This is a genomic window from Jejubacter calystegiae (assembly GCF_005671395.1).
GTDB lineage: Bacteria > Pseudomonadota > Gammaproteobacteria > Enterobacterales > Enterobacteriaceae > Jejubacter > Jejubacter calystegiae.
Genome location: NZ_CP040428.1, coordinates 2,147,172 through 2,165,557 on the forward strand (window position 1 = coordinate 2,147,172; position 18,386 = coordinate 2,165,557).

14 protein-coding genes are annotated in these 18,386 nt (G+C 60.7%); 9 read left to right on the top strand and 5 right to left on the bottom strand.

Annotated elements, in window-relative coordinates:
- Window positions 1-18: 18 nt before the first annotated feature.
- From dksA to thpR, 3 genes are all read right to left on the bottom strand, one after another.
- Window positions 19-474, bottom strand: a complete 456-nt coding sequence (gene dksA, locus FEM41_RS09875) for an RNA polymerase-binding protein DksA (protein ID WP_138095813.1) — start codon at window positions 472-474, stop codon at window positions 19-21.
- 166 nt (window positions 475-640) lie between these two features.
- Window positions 641-1,345 carry a DNA/RNA nuclease SfsA gene (gene sfsA, locus FEM41_RS09880; RefSeq protein ID WP_138095814.1) on the bottom strand — a complete coding sequence of 235 codons (705 nt, stop codon included), beginning with the start codon at window positions 1,343-1,345 and terminating at the stop codon, window positions 641-643.
- Between the two features lie 8 nt (window positions 1,346-1,353).
- Complete coding sequence (thpR, locus tag FEM41_RS09885; protein ID WP_138095815.1) at window positions 1,354-1,884, bottom strand: RNA 2',3'-cyclic phosphodiesterase; 531 nt, start codon at window positions 1,882-1,884, stop codon at window positions 1,354-1,356.
- A gap of 74 nt (window positions 1,885-1,958) precedes the next feature.
- Here thpR and hrpB point away from each other — a divergent pair, with 74 nt between their 5' ends.
- The 6 genes from hrpB (at window position 1,959) to fhuB (ending at window position 13,238) form a co-directional block, all read left to right on the top strand.
- The gene (gene hrpB, locus FEM41_RS09890; protein ID WP_138095816.1) at window positions 1,959-4,385 is read left to right on the top strand and encodes an ATP-dependent helicase HrpB; all 2,427 of its coding nucleotides are present in this window, start codon (window positions 1,959-1,961) and stop codon (window positions 4,383-4,385) included.
- Window positions 4,386-4,485: 100 nt separating this feature from the next.
- Window positions 4,486-6,999, top strand: coding sequence for a bifunctional glycosyl transferase/transpeptidase (gene mrcB / locus FEM41_RS09895; protein ID WP_138095817.1), 2,514 nt, complete (start codon window positions 4,486-4,488; stop codon window positions 6,997-6,999).
- Between the two features lie 276 nt (window positions 7,000-7,275).
- Complete coding sequence (fhuA, locus tag FEM41_RS09900) at window positions 7,276-9,513, top strand: ferrichrome porin FhuA (protein ID WP_138095818.1); 2,238 nt, start codon at window positions 7,276-7,278, stop codon at window positions 9,511-9,513.
- 49 nt (window positions 9,514-9,562) lie between these two features.
- A complete protein-coding gene (fhuC, locus tag FEM41_RS09905; protein ID WP_138095819.1) occupies window positions 9,563-10,360 on the top strand; it encodes a Fe3+-hydroxamate ABC transporter ATP-binding protein FhuC in 798 nt (265 codons plus the stop codon).
- Window positions 10,360-11,256, top strand: coding sequence for a Fe(3+)-hydroxamate ABC transporter substrate-binding protein FhuD (fhuD, locus tag FEM41_RS09910; protein WP_138095820.1), 897 nt, complete (start codon window positions 10,360-10,362; stop codon window positions 11,254-11,256). Before fhuC ends, fhuD begins: the two co-directional genes overlap by 1 nt.
- Window positions 11,253-13,238, top strand: coding sequence for a Fe(3+)-hydroxamate ABC transporter permease FhuB (fhuB, locus tag FEM41_RS09915; RefSeq protein ID WP_138095821.1), 1,986 nt, complete (start codon window positions 11,253-11,255; stop codon window positions 13,236-13,238). Before fhuD ends, fhuB begins: the two co-directional genes overlap by 4 nt.
- Here fhuB and FEM41_RS09920 read toward each other — a convergent pair.
- The gene (locus FEM41_RS09920) at window positions 13,235-14,146 is read right to left on the bottom strand and encodes a LysR family transcriptional regulator (protein ID WP_138095822.1); all 912 of its coding nucleotides are present in this window, start codon (window positions 14,144-14,146) and stop codon (window positions 13,235-13,237) included. The genes fhuB and FEM41_RS09920 overlap by 4 nt on opposite strands.
- A gap of 91 nt (window positions 14,147-14,237) precedes the next feature.
- On the opposite strand from FEM41_RS09920, the gene FEM41_RS09925 reads away from it, so the two are divergent.
- Window positions 14,238-15,020, top strand: a complete 783-nt coding sequence (locus FEM41_RS09925; protein ID WP_138095823.1) for an NAD(P)H-dependent oxidoreductase — start codon at window positions 14,238-14,240, stop codon at window positions 15,018-15,020.
- Window positions 15,021-15,056: 36 nt separating this feature from the next.
- On the opposite strand, the gene hemL is transcribed toward FEM41_RS09925, so the two are convergent.
- On the bottom strand, window positions 15,057-16,337 hold the full coding sequence (gene hemL / locus FEM41_RS09930) for a glutamate-1-semialdehyde 2,1-aminomutase (RefSeq protein WP_138095824.1): 1,281 nt from the start codon (window positions 16,335-16,337) through the stop codon (window positions 15,057-15,059).
- Window positions 16,338-16,515: 178 nt separating this feature from the next.
- On the opposite strand from hemL, the gene clcA reads away from it, so the two are divergent.
- Together clcA and erpA are read left to right on the top strand one after the other, a co-directional pair.
- Window positions 16,516-17,937: a H(+)/Cl(-) exchange transporter ClcA gene (gene clcA / locus FEM41_RS09935; protein ID WP_138095825.1), complete on the top strand. Its 1,422-nt coding sequence runs from the start codon at window positions 16,516-16,518 to the stop codon at window positions 17,935-17,937.
- Window positions 17,938-18,018: 81 nt separating this feature from the next.
- On the top strand, window positions 18,019-18,363 hold the full coding sequence (gene erpA, locus FEM41_RS09940) for an iron-sulfur cluster insertion protein ErpA (RefSeq protein WP_138095826.1): 345 nt from the start codon (window positions 18,019-18,021) through the stop codon (window positions 18,361-18,363).
- Window positions 18,364-18,386 lie beyond the last annotated feature (23 nt).

The following is an 18,386-nucleotide window of genomic DNA, read 5'->3' on the forward strand; positions in this document are numbered from 1 at the left end:
AAAGTTTGATGTCGACTGTTAGCCAGCCATCTGTTTTTCGCGGATTTCGGCCAGCGTCTTACAGTCGATGCACAGATCGGCGGTCGGACGCGCTTCCAGACGACGAATTCCGATTTCAACACCGCAGGATTCGCAGTAGCCGAAGTCTTCGTCTTCCACTTTCTTGAGCGTTTTTTCGATCTTTTTGATCAGCTTACGCTCGCGGTCACGGTTACGCAGTTCAAGGCTGAACTCTTCTTCCTGAGCGGCACGGTCCACCGGATCGGGAAAGTTGGCAGCTTCGTCCTGCATGTGAGTTACGGTACGATCGACTTCATCCCTGAGCTGATTGCGCCATGCTTCCAGAATCCGCTTGAAGTGCGCCAGCTGGGCGTCGTTCATATACTCTTCGCCCGGCTTCTCCTGATATGGCTCCACCCCAGCGATGGCGAGAATACTCAGGGACGATGTCTTACGGTTTTGCCCTTGTTGCATGTTGCTTCTCCTTAACACGCACTATCGGTCCCCATATCGGGGGAAAATCAGGCCGCTATAAATAACAGAAGCGTTTCCGGATGGCAATTGTATTAAATCCGCCTCTTGACAACCTTGTGAAGGAAAGCGTATTTAGCACGCGGCCCGATCGTAAAATCAGACAGCCCTAAGGAATGAAAGGAACCGGCGCGCTAAGCTGCAGCGCGCTTCGGGTCAGACTGGCTTTCCAGGCCAGTACCTCCACCCCCCGGGCGACGGCTTCATCAAGAAGCTGTCCGTATTTCGCATCGTATTGCCGTGCCGGTGAGACGCTGTCGATGGCTGAATGCATTACCGCAAACAGCAATACGGCTCGTTCACCCCCCTGTACCACGCTTATCAACTCCCGCAGATGTTTCTGCCCGCGTTCGGTGACAGCATCGGGAAACCAGCCGCGGTTCGCATCGGCTAACGTGACTGATTTGACTTCAATATAGCAGTTAACCCGGTCATCCGCCTGCAGCATAAAATCGATGCGGCTACGTTCGGCGCCGTATTTTACCTCGCTGTGAAGCTGGGTATACCCCTCCAGTCCGGAAATCAGATGATGACTCAGCGCTTCCTTTACCACCGCGTTGGCGCGTAGCGTGTTGACGCAGAGGATTGCGCCCTGAGCGGTTTCGGTCAGTTCCCAGGTATGGGGATACTTGCGGGCCGCATTGCTGGAGGTGGAATACCAGACCGTATCGCCCGGCGTAGCGCAGCCGGTCATGGCGCCAGTATTGGGGCAGTGCAGCGTCAGTTCTTCTCCCGATGGGGTAATCACATCAGCCAGAAAGCGTTTGTAGCGGCGCACCAGGGTGGCGGGCTGTAGCGGCGGAGTAAATTCCATGATCTTCCTTATTGGGTTAACGGCCAGCGCTCAAGCGCCCGGTAACGGGTGCGGCCCTGCTCGAACAGCGACTCATAGAGGGCGAAATTTTCCACCTCCCAGCGCCAGCTAAATCCCGGTGCCGGGAGTTTGACCAGCGACTGTGCATGGCGCCAGAGCGTCACATGGGGGTGAAAAGGGCGGGTTCCCTGGGGGCAGCCGCTGCGTTCGGCCTGAGCGCGCAGCAGAGAGGCGAGCTGCAGCAGACCGCGAGGCGCGCGTCGCGTGCCCAGCCACACCACCCGGGAGCGCGGCCAGTGACCGGCATCGTCCAGCGTGAGGGCGAAGCCGGGCTGGCGGATGCGCCCGGCCAGGGTGGTCAGCGCCTGCTGTTTTTTGCTTCCCACCTCGCCCAGAAAGGCCAGCGTCATATGCAGGTTGGCTGCCGCTACCGGGCGTCCGGTCTCCTGGGGGAACTGTTGCGCGCGCCAGTGCAGGATCTGCTGCTGAATGGCGGCGGGAATCTCCAGAGCAAAAAACAGGCGACGTGTGGCGGACATGGCTCTCTCGGGGTCAAAGGTTTGCCGGGATGCTACAATGCCGCCACGCGATTGTTAACCCCGGGAAACGCATTGTGTCCACATTACCCGTTGCGGCGGTCCTGCCGGAACTGCTCACCGCGCTGCGGAACAAGCCTCAAACGCTGTTGATTGCCCCTACCGGCGCCGGTAAATCCACCTGGCTGCCGCTCTTGCTGCTGCGCGAGATGCCCGCCGGGCGCATTCTTCTGCTGGAGCCGCGACGGCTGGCAGCCCGCAATGTGGCCCAGCGCCTGGCGGAACAGTTAGGCGAACAGCCGGGCGAAACCGTGGGTTACCGCATGCGTGCGGAAACCTGCGTGGGGCCGAACACCCGGCTGGAGGTGGTGACCGAAGGGATCCTGACCCGCATGATCCAGCGCGATCCGGAACTGAGCGGTATTTCCCTGGTGCTGCTGGACGAATTCCACGAACGCAGCCTGCAGGCCGATCTGGCGCTGGCGCTACTGCTGGAGATACAGCAGGGGCTGCGTGACGATTTAAAGCTGCTGATTATGTCGGCAACCCTGGACGACCGGCGCCTGAGCCAGCTATTGCCGGAGGCGCCGGTGGTGGTTTCCGAAGGACGAAGCTGGCCGGTGGAACGCCGTTATCAGGGGCTGCCAGTCCACCAGCGTTTCGACGAAGCGGTAGCCATCGCCACTGCGCAATTACTGCGTGAAGAGTCGGGATCGCTGTTGCTGTTCCTGCCGGGCGTAGGCGAGATCCTGCGCGTGCAGGAGCAACTGCGCGAACGAGTGCCCCGGGATGTGATGCTCTGCCCGCTGTATGGCGCGCTGCCGTTGAGTGAGCAGCGGCGCGCGATTTTGCCCGCGCCGCCTGGCCAGCGCAAAGTGGTGCTGGCGACCAATATCGCCGAAACCAGTCTGACCATTGAAGGGATCCGTCTGGTGGTGGATAGCGCTCAGGAGCGCACCGCGAAATTTGATCCGCGCAGCGGGCTGACCCGGCTTATCACCCAGCGCATTAGTCAGGCCTCGATGACTCAGCGCGCCGGTCGTGCCGGGCGCCTGGAACCGGGGATCTGCCTGCATCTGGTGGCGGCAGATCAGGCAGAGCGCGCTGCCGCTCAGGGGCAACCGGAAATGATGCAGAGCGATCTTTCCGGTTTATTGCTGGAGCTCTGCCTGTGGGGCTGTACCGATGTGGCGCAGATGAGCTGGCTGGACAAGCCGCCGGAACCCAATCTGGCGGCGGCGCGGCGTCTGTTGCAGCAACTGGGGGCTCTGGATGAACAGGAGCGCCTGACGGTACAGGGGCGACGTATGGCGCAACTGGGGCTGGATCCCCGGCTGGCGGCAATGCTTGTGGCAGCGGCCACGCCGGATGAACGCAGCACCGCAGCACAACTTGCGGCGATCCTCGAAGAACCGCCCCGCGGCGACGGCGCTTTGAACGATGCCCTGACGAAACCCCAGGGCAACTGGCGGGCGCGGGCTCGGCAGTTGCTTAAACGTATTCAGGGCGAAGCGGGGAGCTGCGATCCTGAACTGGCTCCGGGTCTGCTGGCCCGTGGTTTTGCCGATCGTATCGCGCTGCGGCGCGGCCAACAGGGGCGCTACCTGCTGGCTAACGGCATGGGGGCGACACTGGAGCCGGATTCTCCGCTGACTCGCCACGAATGGCTGCTGGCGCCGCTACTGCTTCAGGGGGCCAGCTCGCCGGATGCCCGCATTCTGCAAGCGCTGCCGGTGGATCCAGAACGGCTGGCGGCGGAGGTACCTGGGCTGCTGAGTCAGAGCGACAGCGTGGAGTGGGACGAAGGTCCTGGTACCCTGAAGGCCTGGCGCCGCTGGCGCATTGGCGACCTGACCGTCAGGCGTCAGCCGCTGAATCGCCCCGATGAAAATCAGCTTCACCAGGCGATACTGAACGGCATTCGCGATAAGGGACTGTCCCTGCTTAACTGGAGCGAAGCGGCGCAGCAGCTGCGGTTGCGTATAAGCTGCGCCGCCCGCTGGCTACCGGAGCATCCGTGGCCGAAGGTTGATGACGAAACGCTACTGGCGACGCTGGAGCAGTGGCTGCTGCCGCAGATGGGCGGGGTAAAATCGCTCCAGGCCCTGAAAAATCTGGATCTCTGCCAGGGACTTTACAGCCTGCTTGACTGGTCACTGCGTCAGCGGCTGGATAGTGCGCTGCCAACTCATTACACTGTGCCGACCGGGAGTCGTATCGCCATCCGTTATGATGCGGATAATCCTCCTGCGCTGGCGGTACGAATGCAGGAGATGTTCGGCGAAGCGACGACACCTTCGATTGCCGAAGGACGGGTTGCGATGGTACTGGAGCTGTTGTCTCCGGCCCATCGTCCGCTACAGATCACCCGCGATCTGGCTGCCTTCTGGGGCGGTGCGTATCGCGAGGTGCAAAAAGAGATGAAGGGTCGCTATCCCAAACACGTCTGGCCGGACTCCCCGGCGACGGCGCAGCCCACCCGACGCACTAAACGTCACCAGTGACGGCGCGGGATTGACCAGATTTTGAGAGCTTTCTTCTTTCGCCAACGGCGGAAGACAGGAGAATCGGGCCCTTGCGCCTGCACTTTTGTGGAGAAAGAGAATGGCGGGGAATGACCGCGAACCTATCGGACGCAAAGGTAAACCTAAGCGTCCGCCTAAAGAGAAGGTGAGCCGTCGTCGCCTGCGCGATGAGCGGTATGACGATGATGATAATGACGACGATTTTGATGAGGCGCCCATGTCGCGCAAGGTAAAGAAGGGGCGTCCGCCACGCCGTAAACGCAGTTGGATCTGGTTTTTCGTTAAGCTGATGATCGTACTGCTGGTGCTGTTTGTCGCCTATGGCGTCTGGCTGGACCAGAAGATCCGCAGTCGTATTGACGGTAAAGTCTGGCAACTGCCAGCGGCGGTCTATGGGCGCATGGTGAACCTTGAGCCCGATATGGCCTTCAGCGAAAAAGAGATGGTGAAGCTACTGGAAGGGACGCAGTACCGTCAGGTGACGCGTATTACCCGCCCTGGCGAGTTCACCGTGAAGGGCAACAGCATCGAGATGCTGCGTCGCCCGTTCGATTTTCCTGACAGCAAAGAAGGGCAGATTCGCGCGCGCCTCACCTTTGATGGCGATCGTCTGGAATCCATCAAGAATATGGAAACCGGTCGCGATTTTGGCTTCTTCCGCCTGGATCCGCGGCTGATTACCATGCTCTCTTCGCCCAACGGCGAGCAGCGCCTGTTCGTGCCGCGCAGCGGCTTCCCGGAGCTGCTGGTCGATACCCTGGTGGCCACCGAAGACCGCCACTTCTACGAGCATGACGGCATCAGCCTCTACTCCATTGGCCGCGCTTTTCTCGCCAATATAACCGCGGGTAAAGCGGTGCAGGGGGGAAGTACTCTGACCCAGCAGTTGGTGAAGAACCTGTTCCTGACCAACCAGCGCACCCTGTGGCGTAAGGCTAACGAAGCCTATATGGCGCTGATCATGGATGCCCGTTACAGCAAGGATCGCATCCTGGAGCTGTACCTGAACGAGGTGTATCTCGGCCAGAGCGGTAACGACCAGATCCGCGGTTTCCCGCTGGCCAGCCTTTATTACTTCGGCCGTCCGGTAGAGGAGCTGAGCCTCGATCAGCAGGCGCTGCTGGTGGGGATGGTGAAAGGGGCTTCGCTGTATAACCCGTGGCGTAATCCGAAGCTGGCGCTGGAGCGCCGTAACCTGGTGCTGCGACTGCTGCAACAGCAGAAGATTATCGACCAGGAGCTGTATGATATGCTCAGCGCCCGTCCGCTGGGCGTTCAGCCGCGCGGCGGCGTGATTTCGCCGCAGCCTGCCTTTATGCAGATGGTACGTCAGCAGCTGCACGACAAGCTGGGGGACAAGGTTAAGGATCTCTCCGGCGTGAAGATCTTCACCACCTTTGACTCGGTGTCTCAGGATGCCGCAGAAAAAGCGGTGACCGACGGTATTCCGGCGCTCAAGAAGCAGCGTAAGTTGGACGATCTGGAAACCGCGATGGTGGTGGTCGACCGCTTTAGCGGTGAAGTCCGCGCTATGGTTGGTGGTTCCGATCCTAACTTTGCCGGTTATAACCGCGCCATGCAGGCGCGTCGTTCTATCGGCTCGCTGGCAAAACCGGCTACCTATCTGACGGCCCTGAGTCAGCCGAACAAGTACCGGCTCAACACCTGGATTGCCGATGCGCCGATCTCGCTACCGCAGCCGGGTGGCAAGACCTGGTCGCCGCAAAACGACAACCGTCGCTTTAGCGGCCAGGTGATGTTGGTGGATGCGCTGACCCGTTCGATGAACGTGCCGACGGTGAATCTGGGCCTGTCGCTGGGTCTGCCCGCGGTCACTGAAACCTGGACCAAACTGGGGGTGCCGAAAGATCAGTTGCATCCGGTTCCGGCTATGCTGCTGGGCGCCCTGAACCTGACGCCGGTAGAAGTGGCCCAGGCGTTCCAGACTATCGCCAGCGGCGGTAACCGGGCGGAACTGTCGGTACTGCGTTCGGTGATTGCCGAAGACGGTACCGCGCTGTATCAGAGCTATCCGCAGGCAGAGCGCGCCGTACCGGCTCAGGGGGCCTATCTGACGCTCTACACCATGCAGCAGGTGATGAAACGCGGCACCGGCCATGCGCTGGGGGCGAAGTTTCCGGGTCTGAACCTGGCGGGTAAAACCGGTACCACCAACAATCAGGTCGATACCTGGTTTGCCGGTATCGACGGTAAAGAGGTAGTGATCACCTGGGTGGGACGCGACAACAACCAGCCGACCCATCTGTACGGCTCCAGCGGTGCAATGTCGCTCTACCAGCGCTATCTGAGCGATCAGTCGCCGATTCCGCTGACCCTGACGCCGCCGGAAGATATCGTCGATATGGGCGTGGATGATATGGGCAACTTCCAGTGCTCGGGCGGTTACCGAACGCTTCCGGTCTGGACCACCAATCCGGATGGCCTCTGCCAGCAGAGCCAGCAGGAGATGGATTCCCGCAACCCGTTCAATAACGCTGAGACTGCGCCGCAGCAGCAACAGGAGCAGCAGCAGGAAGAGAAGAAGAGCGACGGCGTTGCCGGCTGGATTAAAGATATGTTCGGCGGCGACTAACCGAACAATACTGGCAAAAAGCGAAATCCCCCGACCAGTCGGGGGATTTTTTTTGCTAACACCAGGCGCATTTCGATAACGTCATACTGAACATCAGTGCAACATTTCACAATGTACAAAATGACCGCGTGCTTTGCCTGGTTATTTCCCGACCTGACAAGGGCCCCAGGACGGAGCGGCGCTTGATATACGCGCAATCTTTCGCATATTATCCGCAGTCATAATAATAATTCTCGTTTTCGTTCAACCTGGCACCTCTCACTAAGAGAATTTACCATGACGCGTTGTTTCACCGTTCGGGCAGCTCAGCTTCCCGTTTGTCGACTGGCCATACTGATAGCCGCGGCGCTGGGCGGCGTGACTGCCCCGGCATTCGCCGCCGATGAGGCTAAACCCGAAGATACCATCACTGTTTCCGCCGACGCGGCGAACGTCGCTCAGGAGAGCGCCTGGGGCCCGGCGCCGACCATCGCGGCTAAACAGAGCGCCACCGGTACCAAAACCGATACCCCAATAGAGAAGGTGCCGCAGTCGATCTCCGTGGTGACCCGCGAAGAGATGGATATGCGCCAGCCCCAGACCGTGAAAGAGGCGTTAAGCTATACGCCGGGCGTATTTGCGACCCGCGGCAGCTCCAGTACCTATGACGTGGTGTCGATTCGCGGCTTTACCTCGCCTTCTACGGTGAACACCAACCAGTATCTGGATGGCCTGCGCCTGCAGGGAAACAATTACTCCGAAGTCTCGATGGATCCCTATTTCCTGGAGCGCGCGGAGCTGATTCGCGGCCCGGTATCGGTACTGTACGGTAACAGCAACCCCGGCGGGGTGATATCGATGGTCAGTAAGCGTCCGACCACTGAACCGCTGCGCGAAGTTCAGTTTAAGGCCGGTTCACGTAACCTGTGGCAGACCGGCTTTGACTTTAGCGATGCCCTGGACGATGACGGCGTCTTTTCATACCGCTTAACCGGTCTGGCTTTCAGCCAGGATGCCCAGCAGGATCGCGTTAAATCTAACCGTTACGCCATTGCGCCCTCTTTTAGCTGGCGCCCGGACGATAAAACCGACTTCACCTTCCTGAGCAACTTCCAGAGCGATCCGCACGCCGGTTACTACGGCTGGCTGCCGCGCACCGGCACCGTGGTGCCCTATGTGGATGCCGATGGTCATTCGCACAAGCTGCCGACCGACTACAACGAAGGCGATCCGGATAACAAAATGCAGCGCCGCCAGCAGATGGTGGGCTACAGCTTTGCGCACGCCTTTAACGACACCTTTACCGTACGCCAGAACCTGCGCTATTCGCGGGTACATACCCTGTATCGTTCAGTCTATGGCTTTGGTATGACGGGGCAGGGCAATATGCTGAAGCGTAGCTATGTGCGTTCAGATGAAGACCTGACCAATTTCGGCGTCGATACCCAACTGGAAAGTAAATTCCATACCGGCCCGGTGGCCCACACGCTGCTGACCGGGGTGGATTATCTGCGCAGCCGTAACGATGTAGACGCCCAGTACGGCGATGCCGATCCGCTCGATCTCGGTAGCCGCGGCGTAACGCCGTCCAATATTTATCCGTATGCGGATAAATATCAGGTGGTTAACCGCCTGGAACAGACCGGTCTGTATGTGCAGGACCAGGCTGAATGGGATAAATGGGTGCTGACCCTGGGTGGGCGCTATGATTTTGCTAAATCCAGCGTACATACCCGTAAAACCAGCTATGCCAGCGCTTCCAATGATATTAACCGCGATGAAGCCTTCACCTGGCGTGGCGGTCTGAACTACCTGTTTGATAACGGCGTTTCCCCGTACTTCAGCTACAGCGAATCGTTTGAACCGAATTCCGGGCGTTCATATGACGGTAAAGCATTCGATCCGTCACGCGGCAAGCAGTATGAAGCCGGGGTGAAATATATTCCTAAAGATAAGCCAGTTAGTGTGACTGCCTCGGTGTTCCAGATCACCAAGGACAAAAACCTGACGGTGGATCCGCGCAATGAACTCTATAGCACCATGGGCGGCGAGATTCGCTCACGTGGCTTCGAGCTGGAAGCGAAAGCGGCGCTGACGGCCAATATCAATATGACGGCGGCCTACAGCTATACCGACGCCGAATATACGGAAGACACTCTGTATAACCATCAGCGCCCGGTCGAAGTGCCGCGCAATATGGCATCGCTGTGGATGGATTACACCTTCTATGAAACGGCGTTGAGTGGTCTGACGCTGGGGGCGGGGGTTCGCTATGTGGGCTCCAGCTCCAGCTTCTACTCCAACACCTATTACGACGAGAGCAAAAGGAACAAGTCCTTTAACGTGCCGAGCTATACCGTTGCCGATGCCACCGTGAAATACGATCTGGCCCGCGTTGGTATGCCGGGGTCGTCCGTGGGCGTTAACGTCAGCAACCTGTTTAATCGTGGTTATGTCTCCAGCTGCTACCGCGACTACGCCTGCTATTGGGGCGCAGAGCGTCAGGTGACCGCTACCGCGACTTTCCGCTTCTGATATTTACCCGGGCGCGGTGATGCCGTGCCCACCAACCAATTGGCGAGTTATGCAGGATAAACCGAGTGGCCACGGGGCTACGTTCAGCCTCTCCGATGTCTCTTTTCGCGTGCCGGGGCGCACGCTGCTTCACCCTCTCTCACTCACTTTCCCTGCCGGGAAAGTGACTGGCCTTATCGGCCACAACGGCTCAGGGAAATCGACGCTGCTCAAAATGCTGGGACGCCATCAGAAGGCTTCCGACGGTGAGATCATGCTCGACGGACAGCCGCTGGAGAGCTGGGGCAGCAAGGCATTTGCCCGCATGGTGGCCTATCTGCCCCAGCAGTTGCCCCTTGCTGAAGGGATGACGGTGCGCGAACTGGTGGCTATCGGCCGTTATCCGTGGCACGGCGCGCTGGGGCGATTTGGCGTGGCTGACCGTGAAAAAGTGGATGAGGCCATTGCGCTGGTAGGGCTGAAGTCACTGGCCCATCGCCTGGTGGACAGCCTTTCCGGCGGCGAGCGGCAGCGCGCCTGGATCGCCATGCTGGTGGCCCAGGATAGCCAGTGCCTGCTGCTGGATGAACCCACCTCGGCGCTGGATATCGCCCATCAGGTAGAGGTACTGGCCCTGATTCACCGTTTGAGCCAGAAGCAGGGACTGACGGTGATCGCCGTACTGCATGATATCAATATGGCCGCCCGCTACTGCGACCATCTGGTGGCGCTGCGCGGCGGTGAGATGATCGCCGAAGGTTCGCCGGAAATGTTGATGAATGGCGAAACGCTGGAGCGGATCTACGGTATTCCGATGGGCATTCTTTCGCATCCGGCGGGCGCCTCGCCGGTAAGTTTTGTCTGGTGATGGATAATCTGTTTGCAACGGACATCAGCCGCCGTCGGCTGGTGACGGCGCTTGCGCTGGCGCCGCTGCTGTGGCACACCCGCGGCGTTCGGGCTGCAACGGCCGATCCCCGACGGGTGGTGGCGCTGGAGTGGCTGCCGGTGGAGCTGCTGGTCGCACTGGGCGTCACCCCGATGGCGGTGGCGGATATCACCAACTATCGCCTGTGGGTTGGCGAGCCGCCGCTGCCGGAAGGCGTTATCGAGGTGGGATTGCGCACTGAACCCAATCTGGAGCTGCTGACCCAATTGCAGCCCTCGCTGATTGTCTACTCTGCGGGCTACGGGCCGGGAGAGGATAAAATTAAGCGTATTGCGCCGGGGCTGGGGGTCAACTTCAGCGACGGGCGCCAGCCGCTGACCAGCTCCCGCCAGTCATTGATCGAACTGGGTGAAACCCTGGGGCTGGCGTCTCAGGCCCGGGCTCATCTGAATGAATTCGATGCCTTTATTGAACAGATGAAGCCGCGCTTCGCCGCTCGCGGCGATCGTCCGCTGCTGCTGATGTCGCTGCTCGATGAACGTCATGCGCTGGTGATTGGGCCTAACAGCCTGTTCCAACAGGTGATGGATATGCTGGGGCTGAAGAATGGCTGGCAGGGTGAAGTGAACTTCTGGGGCAGCGCGGTGATTGGCCTTGAGCGCCTGGCCACCATCGAAGCCAGCGACGTGCTGTGCTTTGCCCATGGCGATGATGCCGTGATGGAGCGGATTGCCGCCACGCCGCTGTGGCAGGCGATGCCGTTCGTGCGCGCCGGGCGCTTTCAGCGCCTGCCGCCGGTCTGGTTCTATGGTGCGACCCTGTCGGCCATGCACTTCTGTCGCCTGCTGGATAAGGCGCTGGGAGGCCGTCCATGAGACATCGTCACCTGATTCTGCCGGGGATTCTGCTGAGCGTGCTGTTTATCGCCGCGCTGCTGCTGACCGGCTTTAACTTTAGCGCTCAGCTGCCGCTGACGGAGTGGGGGCGCGCCCTGCGTCATCCTGATATCGACAGTATCCCGCAGATGCTGTTCCACTACAGTACGCTGCCGCGACTGACGGTCTCGCTGCTGGTGGGGGCGGGCCTGGGGCTGGTTGGGGTATTGTTCCAGCAGGTGCTGCGTAACCCGCTGGCCGAGCCGACCACGCTTGGCGTCGCCACCGGCGCGCAACTGGGGGTCACCGTCGCCACGCTGTGGGCGCTGCCGGGCGGCCTGCTGACCCAGCAGTTTGCCGCGCTGGCCGGGGCGGGCATTATCGGCCTGCTGGTATTTGGCGTCGCCTGGGGGAAGCGGCTGTCGCCGGTCACCCTGATTCTGGCGGGGCTGGTGGTGAGTCTCTACTGCGGGGCCATCAATCAACTGCTGGCGATTTTCCACCATGACCAGCTCCAGAATATGTTCCTGTGGAGCACCGGCGCTCTGAACCAGACCGACTGGCGCATTGTTGATAGCCTGTGGCCGCAGCTATTGGGCGGCGTGGTGCTGACCCTGCTGCTGCTGCGTCCGCTGACGCTGATTGGGCTGGACGACGGCGTGGCGCGCAACCTGGGACTGGCGCTCTCTCTGGTACGGCTGGTGACCCTGGCGTTGGCTATCGCCATTAGCGCACTGCTGGTCAATGCCGTGGGGATCGTTGGCTTTATCGGCCTGTTTGCGCCGCTGCTGGCGCGGATGCTGGGGGCCAGGCGCTTGCTGGCTCGTCTGGTACTGGCGGCGCTGATTGGCGCTCTGATCCTGTGGCTTTCCGATCAGGTCATCATCTGGCTGACCCGGGTCTGGCGGGAGTTTTCCACCGGTACGGTGACCGCGCTGATTGGCGCGCCGCTGCTGCTGTGGCTGCTGCCGCGCCTGCGTACCATGAGCGCCCCTTCGATGAACGAGGGCAACAGCGTCAGCGCTGAACGCCATCATGTGGTCTGGTATGCGCTACTGGGCATCGGCCTGTTGCTGGTATTACTGGCCCTGGCGCTGATGCTGGGACGTGACGCGGTTGGCTGGCGTTGGGCATCCGGTGAACTGCTGAGTCAGCTCTGGCCCTGGCGCTGGCCACGGGTGCTGGCGGCTCTGAGCGCCGGTATGATGCTGGCGGTGGCGGGCTGTATTATCCAGCGCCTGACCGGCAACGGTATGGCCAGCCCGGAAGTGCTGGGGATTAGCTCCGGCGCGGCCTTTGGCGTGGTGGTGATGCTGTTTATGGTGCCGGGCGATGCCTTCGGCTGGCTGCTACCGGCCGGTAGCCTGGGGGCGGCGCTGACTCTGGTGGTGATAATGATCGCCGCCGGACGCGGCGGTTTTTCGCCCCAGCGTATGCTGCTGGCGGGGATGGCGATCAGCACCGCCTTCACCATGCTGCTGATGATGCTGCTGGCGAGCGGCGATCCGCGCATGGCTTCGCTGCTGACCTGGCTTTCCGGCTCTACTTATAACGTGACCGGCGCCGCTGCGGGTCGTACCGCGCTGGTGATGGCGGTGCTGCTGGCGTTGACGCCGCTGTGTCACCGCTGGCTGCAGGTACTGCCGCTGGGTGGTCCCACCGCCCGGGCCGTGGGAATGGCGCTGACGCCGACCCGGATCGTGCTGCTGCTGTTGGCTTCCTGCCTGACGGCCGCGGCGACCCTGACCATCGGCCCCCTGAGCTTTGTCGGGCTGATGGCGCCCCATATCGCCCGAATGATGGGTTTTCGTCGCGCTATGCCGCAGTTGATCATCGCGGCGCTGCTCGGCGGGGCGTTGATGGTGCTGGCCGACTGGTGTGGGCGAATGCTGCTGTTCCCGGATCAGATCCCGGCGGGCCTGCTGGCCACCTTTATCGGCGCCCCTTACTTCGTGCTGCTGCTGCGCAGGCAGGGGCGTTAGGCAGACGCTGGCTTCCCGAGCGAAGCCACGATTTGCTCTCTTAACCAGCGGTGCGCCGGGTCCCGGTGCATCCGCTCGGGCCACAGCATCAGCATCTCAAAGCCAGGGAGCGCGATGGGCGGCTCCCACATTCGCAGCCCCGGCTGACCGCGCACCAGACGTTCCGGCAGCACCGCCACCTTATCGCTCTGTGCCACAATCGCGGCCGCAAAGCTAAAGCGGGGCACCGAAAGCGCCACCCGACGCCGGATGCCCTGTGCCGCCAGCGCTTTATCGGTCATTCCCACAAAGCCGCCCCCCTCCGGTGAGACCACGATATGTTCCAGCTTACAGAAGGTCTCCAGCGTGGGCAGCGTCATCAGTTGCGGATGGTCGTGGCGGCAGGTCAGAACGTAGCGCTCTTCAAACAGCACCCGACTGCGCAACCCCGGGGGCGCTTCCTCGCGGGTGTTAAAGGCCAGATCGATACCGCTGCGCTCACTCATTTCTGCAAGACGCGACGGCGCCTGGCTGATGATAGCCAGCCGACAGTCGGGCGCTTGCGCACTCAGGCGGTTAAGCGCCGGTAGCAGCACTGTCTGCTCGCTGAAATCCGAAGCGATCACGCGCCAGGTGAGGCTGGCCTGTTTCGGAACGAAGCTGGCGGGGGGCGCGACGGCCGCTTTCAGCGCGCTGAGCGCTAGGTGCAGCGGTTCCCGCAGCGCTTCAGCCCTGGCGGTTGGGCGCATTCCCCGGGGGCCGGGGATCAGGAGCGGATCGTTCAGTTGCTCGCGCAACTTCGCCAGCTGGATACTGACTGAAGGCTGAGACAGATTCAGCCGGGATGCGGCCCGGGTGACGCTTTGCTCGCGCAGCAGGGTATCCAGGGTCACCAGCAAATTCAGGTCCAGTCCGTCAAAATTGTTCATGGCTATACCGGTTATTAAGGTAATTCATTTTAACTATACCTGAGGGCGCACTAGTCTGCTCATAACATCAACCCCATAAGGAGTGACTGAGATGAGCCATGTTCTGCTGGTTTATGCCCACCCGGAGCCCCGCTCCCTGAATGGCGCGCTTAAGCGCTTTATGATGGAGCGGCTGGAGGCGGCCGGTCATCAGGTGCTGCTTTCCGATCTCTATGCCATGAACTGGAAGTCGGCGCTGGATGCCAGGGACTATCCAGCCCGGGATCCGGAGCAGCCTTTTAATCCCTCCCTGGATTCGCTCCAGGCGTTTAACGAGGGAACCCAGAGCGCGGATATCGCCCGGGAGCAGGAAAAGCTGCGTCAGGCGGATGCGGTGATTTTTCAGTTCCCGCTGTGGTGGATGTCGATGCCGGCGATCATGAAAGGCTGGGTGGAGCGGGTTTACGCCGCCGGGCTCGCCTATGGCGTAGGGGAACATTCAGACCGCCACTGGGGCGATCGCTACGGAGAAGGGAGTATGGTCGGTAAGCGCGCCATGCTGGTGGTCACGATTGGCGGCTGGGAGTCCCATTATGGTCCCCGGGGCGTTAACGGCCCGATCGACGATATCCTGTTCCCGATTCATCACGGCATGCTGTGGTATCCCGGCTTTGAGGTGATCGCGCCTCATCTGGTCTGGCGTACCGGAAAAGTGGATGAGCAGCGTTTTGCACAGGAGTGCGCCGCACTGGGGGAACGGCTGGATACCCTATGGCAGCAGCCGACGATGCGCTGGCGTTGCCAGAATGGCGGCGATTACACCATTCCCGATCTGACGCTGCGTGAAGACATTGCGCCGGGGCAGAGCGGCTTCGGGATTCATTTACGGTCGTAGGAAAGCGCCGCCGACGGAGGTCGGCGGCGGATGGGGTTACAGCTTCGCGAATGCCTTGCGGGCGGCGTCGATGGTGCGGTTGATGTCGTCGACGCTGTGGGCGATGGACATAAAGCCCGCTTCGAAGGCGGAAGGCGCCAGGTAGACGCCTTCGTCCAGCATCAGATGGAAGAAGCGTTTGAAGCGTTCCACATCGCAGGCCACCACGTCCTGATAGCAGGTGACGGTCGGCGCATCGGTAAAGAACAGGCCGAACATGCCGCCCACGTGGTTCACCACCAGCGGAATTCCCGCTTCCTGTGCCGCTTCACGCAGCCCTTCCGCCAGTTGGGTGGTCAGATCGTCCAGGGTTTCATGCACGCCGGGCTGGGCCACTTCGCTCAGGCAGGCATAGCCTGCCGCCATGGCGATGGGGTTACCGGAAAGCGTACCCGCCTGGTAGACCGGGCCGGTGGGGGCCAGAGCATCCATCACGTCTCGGCGGCCGCCGAAGGCGCCGACCGGCATCCCGCCGCCGATGATTTTGCCCAGGCAGGTGAGATCCGGCACCACATTGTAATAAGACTGGGCGCCCGCCAGCGCGACGCGGAAGCCGGTCATCACTTCGTCGATAATCAGCAGCGCGCCGAATTCGTCGCACAGCGCCCGCAGGCCGGGCAGGAATTCAGGCAGCGGCGGCACGCAGTTCATATTGCCCGCTACCGGTTCGACGATGATACAGGCTATCTGTTCCGGGTACTGTTCGAAGGCGGCGCGCACCGAATCGAGATCGTTGTAGGTGCAGGTCAGGGTGTGCTTCGCAAAGTCAGCGGGCACCCCCGGCGAGTTGGGCTGGCCCAGGGTCAGGGCCCCGGAGCCGGCTTTCACCAGCAGGCAGTCGGCGTGGCCGTGGTAGCAGCCCTCGAATTTGATGATTTTGTCACGGCCGGTGAAGCCGCGCGCCAGGCGGATGGCGCTCATGGTGGCCTCGGTCCCGGAGTTCACCATACGCACCATATCCATGGTCGGCACCAGCTCGGTCACCAGCTGCGCCATTTTGACTTCCATCTCGGTCGGCGCGCCGAAGCTCAGGCCGCGCTCTGCCGCCTCGATAACCGCGCTGCGAATGCCGGGGTGGTTATGGCCCAGCACCATCGGACCCCAGGAGCCAACGTAGTCGACGTAGGCTTTGCCGTCGACATCATAGAGGTATGCGCCGTCGGCTCGCTCAATAAACAGCGGCACGCCGCCTACGCCGGTAAAGGCGCGCACCGGCGAGTTAACGCCCCCGGGGATGAGCTGGCGAGCGGTAGCGTAGAGGTTTTCAGACTGGCTCATGAATCGACTCCTGATTCGTATGATGATGTGTAGCTGGCTATTCTACGGGATTATGCAACCTTTATAAAAGATTTGCCCGATTGAACCAAGACCCTTTGTAAGGTTTTTTCTGATGACGTAAGCCAGTAAGGTGATAGAATGTGCGGCGGCTTTTTGTCATACCAATTTATGATGACCTATGAATCCTGAATCTCCCACTTTCGAGTCACGCCAGGTGTTACGCCTGCGGCGCGGCGATATCGTGCGCCGTCTGATCCATCGCGATAAAACCCCGCTGGCCATTCTGCTGCTGGCCGCCATTGTCGGTACTCTGGCCGGGCTGGTCGGCGTGGCCTTTGAGAAGGCTGTAAACTGGGTACAGAACAACCGTATTGGGCTGCTGGCTGAAACGGCGCATCACTGGTGGCTGGTATGGCCGCTGGCGTTTATTGCCTCGGCGGGACTGGCGATGGTGGGGTACTGGCTGGTGCGGCGCTTTGCGCCAGAAGCAGGCGGTTCGGGGATTCCGGAGATCGAAGGGGCGCTGGAAGAGCTGCGCCCGGTGCGCTGGTGGCGGGTGCTGCCGGTCAAATTTATCGGCGGTATGGGGACGCTGGGCGGCGGCATGGTACTGGGGCGCGAAGGGCCGACGGTGCAGATTGGCGGCAATATCGGGCGTATGGTGCTGGATATTTTCCGGGTACGCGGCGCCGAGGCGCGTCATACGCTACTGGCGACCGGCGCAGCGGCGGGGCTTTCCGCGGCCTTTAACGCGCCGCTGGCCGGGATTCTGTTTATCCTGGAAGAAATGCGCCCGCAGTTCCGCTATAACCTGATCTCCATTAAGGCCGTGTTTACCGGCGTAATTATGTCGAGCGTGGTGTTCCGCATCTTTAACGGGGAAGGGGCGGTCATCGAAGTTGGCAAACTGATTAATGCACCGGTAGAGACGCTCTGGCTCTACCTGGTGCTGGGGATGATCTTTGGGGTGCTGGGACCGCTATTTAACGGCATGGTCTTCCGCACCCAGGATATGTTCCAGCGCTTGCACGGCGGCAATATTAAGAAATGGGTACTGATTGGCGGACTGCTGGGGGGCATGTGCGGCATTTTAGGGCTGATTGAACCCACGGCTGCCGGAGGCGGCTTCACGCTGATCCCCATTGCCGCCGTCGGTAATTATACCGTGACGACGCTTCTGTTTATTTTCGTCGCCCGGGTGGTGACGACGTTGCTGTGCTTCTCTTCCGGCGCCCCTGGCGGTATTTTTGCGCCTATGCTGGCGCTGGGCACGCTGTTCGGTACCGCCTTCGGTATGGCCTGCATGGCCTGGTTTCCCGGCTATAATCTGGAAGCGGGCACCTTTGCCATTGCCGGTATGGGGGCGCTGTTCGCCGCCTCGGTGCGGGCGCCGCTGACCGGTATCGTACTGGTGCTGGAGATGACCGATAATTACCAGCTCATTTTGCCGATGATTATCACCTGCCTGGGCGCTACCCTGTTAGCCCAGTTCCTGGGAGGTAAACCGCTCTATTCGTCGATCCTTGCTCGCACCCTGGCGAAACAGGAGGCGGATAAGCAACTGGGGCAGCAGAAGGCGCCAGCGCAGGAGAATACTTGAACGATTTACCAGGGTATTGGATAATGGCATCAAAAATCGGGTTAATTTTTACCCGGCGAAGTCCTTAGTTGGGAGCAAAAAATGAGTGATGACGTAGCGCTGCCCCTGCAGTTTACCGATGCGGCAGCCAGTAAAGTAAAACACCTGATCGCAGATGAGGAAAACCCGAATCTGAAGCTGCGCGTGTACATCACCGGTGGTGGTTGCAGCGGCTTCCAGTATGGCTTTACGTTTGATGACCAGGTTAACGAAGGCGATATGACCATTGAGAAACAGGGCGTGTCGCTGGTGGTGGATCCCATGAGCCTGCAATATCTGGTCGGCGGAGCCGTCGATTATACCGAAGGGCTGGAAGGTTCCCGCTTTGTGGTGAATAACCCGAACGCGACCAGCACCTGCGGGTGCGGCTCTTCGTTCAGCGTCTGATTTTCCCCTTCGGGTAGAACAGG

Excerpts from the sequence above, each read along its gene's own strand:
- fhuD (WP_138095820.1), top strand. The coding sequence starts at position 10,360 with ATGGATAATCTGTTTGCAACGGACATCAGCCGCCGTCGGCTGGTGACG.
- fhuA (WP_138095818.1), top strand. The coding sequence starts at position 7,276 with ATGACGCGTTGTTTCACCGTTCGGGCAGCTCAGCTTCCCGTTTGTCGA.
- fhuC (WP_138095819.1), top strand. The coding sequence starts at position 9,563 with ATGCAGGATAAACCGAGTGGCCACGGGGCTACGTTCAGCCTCTCCGAT.
- thpR (WP_138095815.1), bottom strand. The coding sequence starts at position 1,884 with ATGTCCGCCACACGTCGCCTGTTTTTTGCTCTGGAGATTCCCGCCGCC.
- erpA (WP_138095826.1), top strand. The coding sequence starts at position 18,019 with ATGAGTGATGACGTAGCGCTGCCCCTGCAGTTTACCGATGCGGCAGCC.
- hemL (WP_138095824.1), bottom strand. The coding sequence starts at position 16,337 with ATGAGCCAGTCTGAAAACCTCTACGCTACCGCTCGCCAGCTCATCCCC.
- FEM41_RS09920 (WP_138095822.1), bottom strand. The coding sequence starts at position 14,146 with ATGAACAATTTTGACGGACTGGACCTGAATTTGCTGGTGACCCTGGAT.
- dksA (WP_138095813.1), bottom strand. The coding sequence starts at position 474 with ATGCAACAAGGGCAAAACCGTAAGACATCGTCCCTGAGTATTCTCGCC.
- sfsA (WP_138095814.1), bottom strand. The coding sequence starts at position 1,345 with ATGGAATTTACTCCGCCGCTACAGCCCGCCACCCTGGTGCGCCGCTAC.
- clcA (WP_138095825.1), top strand. The coding sequence starts at position 16,516 with ATGAATCCTGAATCTCCCACTTTCGAGTCACGCCAGGTGTTACGCCTG.
- FEM41_RS09925 (WP_138095823.1), top strand. The coding sequence starts at position 14,238 with ATGAGCCATGTTCTGCTGGTTTATGCCCACCCGGAGCCCCGCTCCCTG.
- mrcB (WP_138095817.1), top strand. The coding sequence starts at position 4,486 with ATGGCGGGGAATGACCGCGAACCTATCGGACGCAAAGGTAAACCTAAG.
- fhuB (WP_138095821.1), top strand. The coding sequence starts at position 11,253 with ATGAGACATCGTCACCTGATTCTGCCGGGGATTCTGCTGAGCGTGCTG.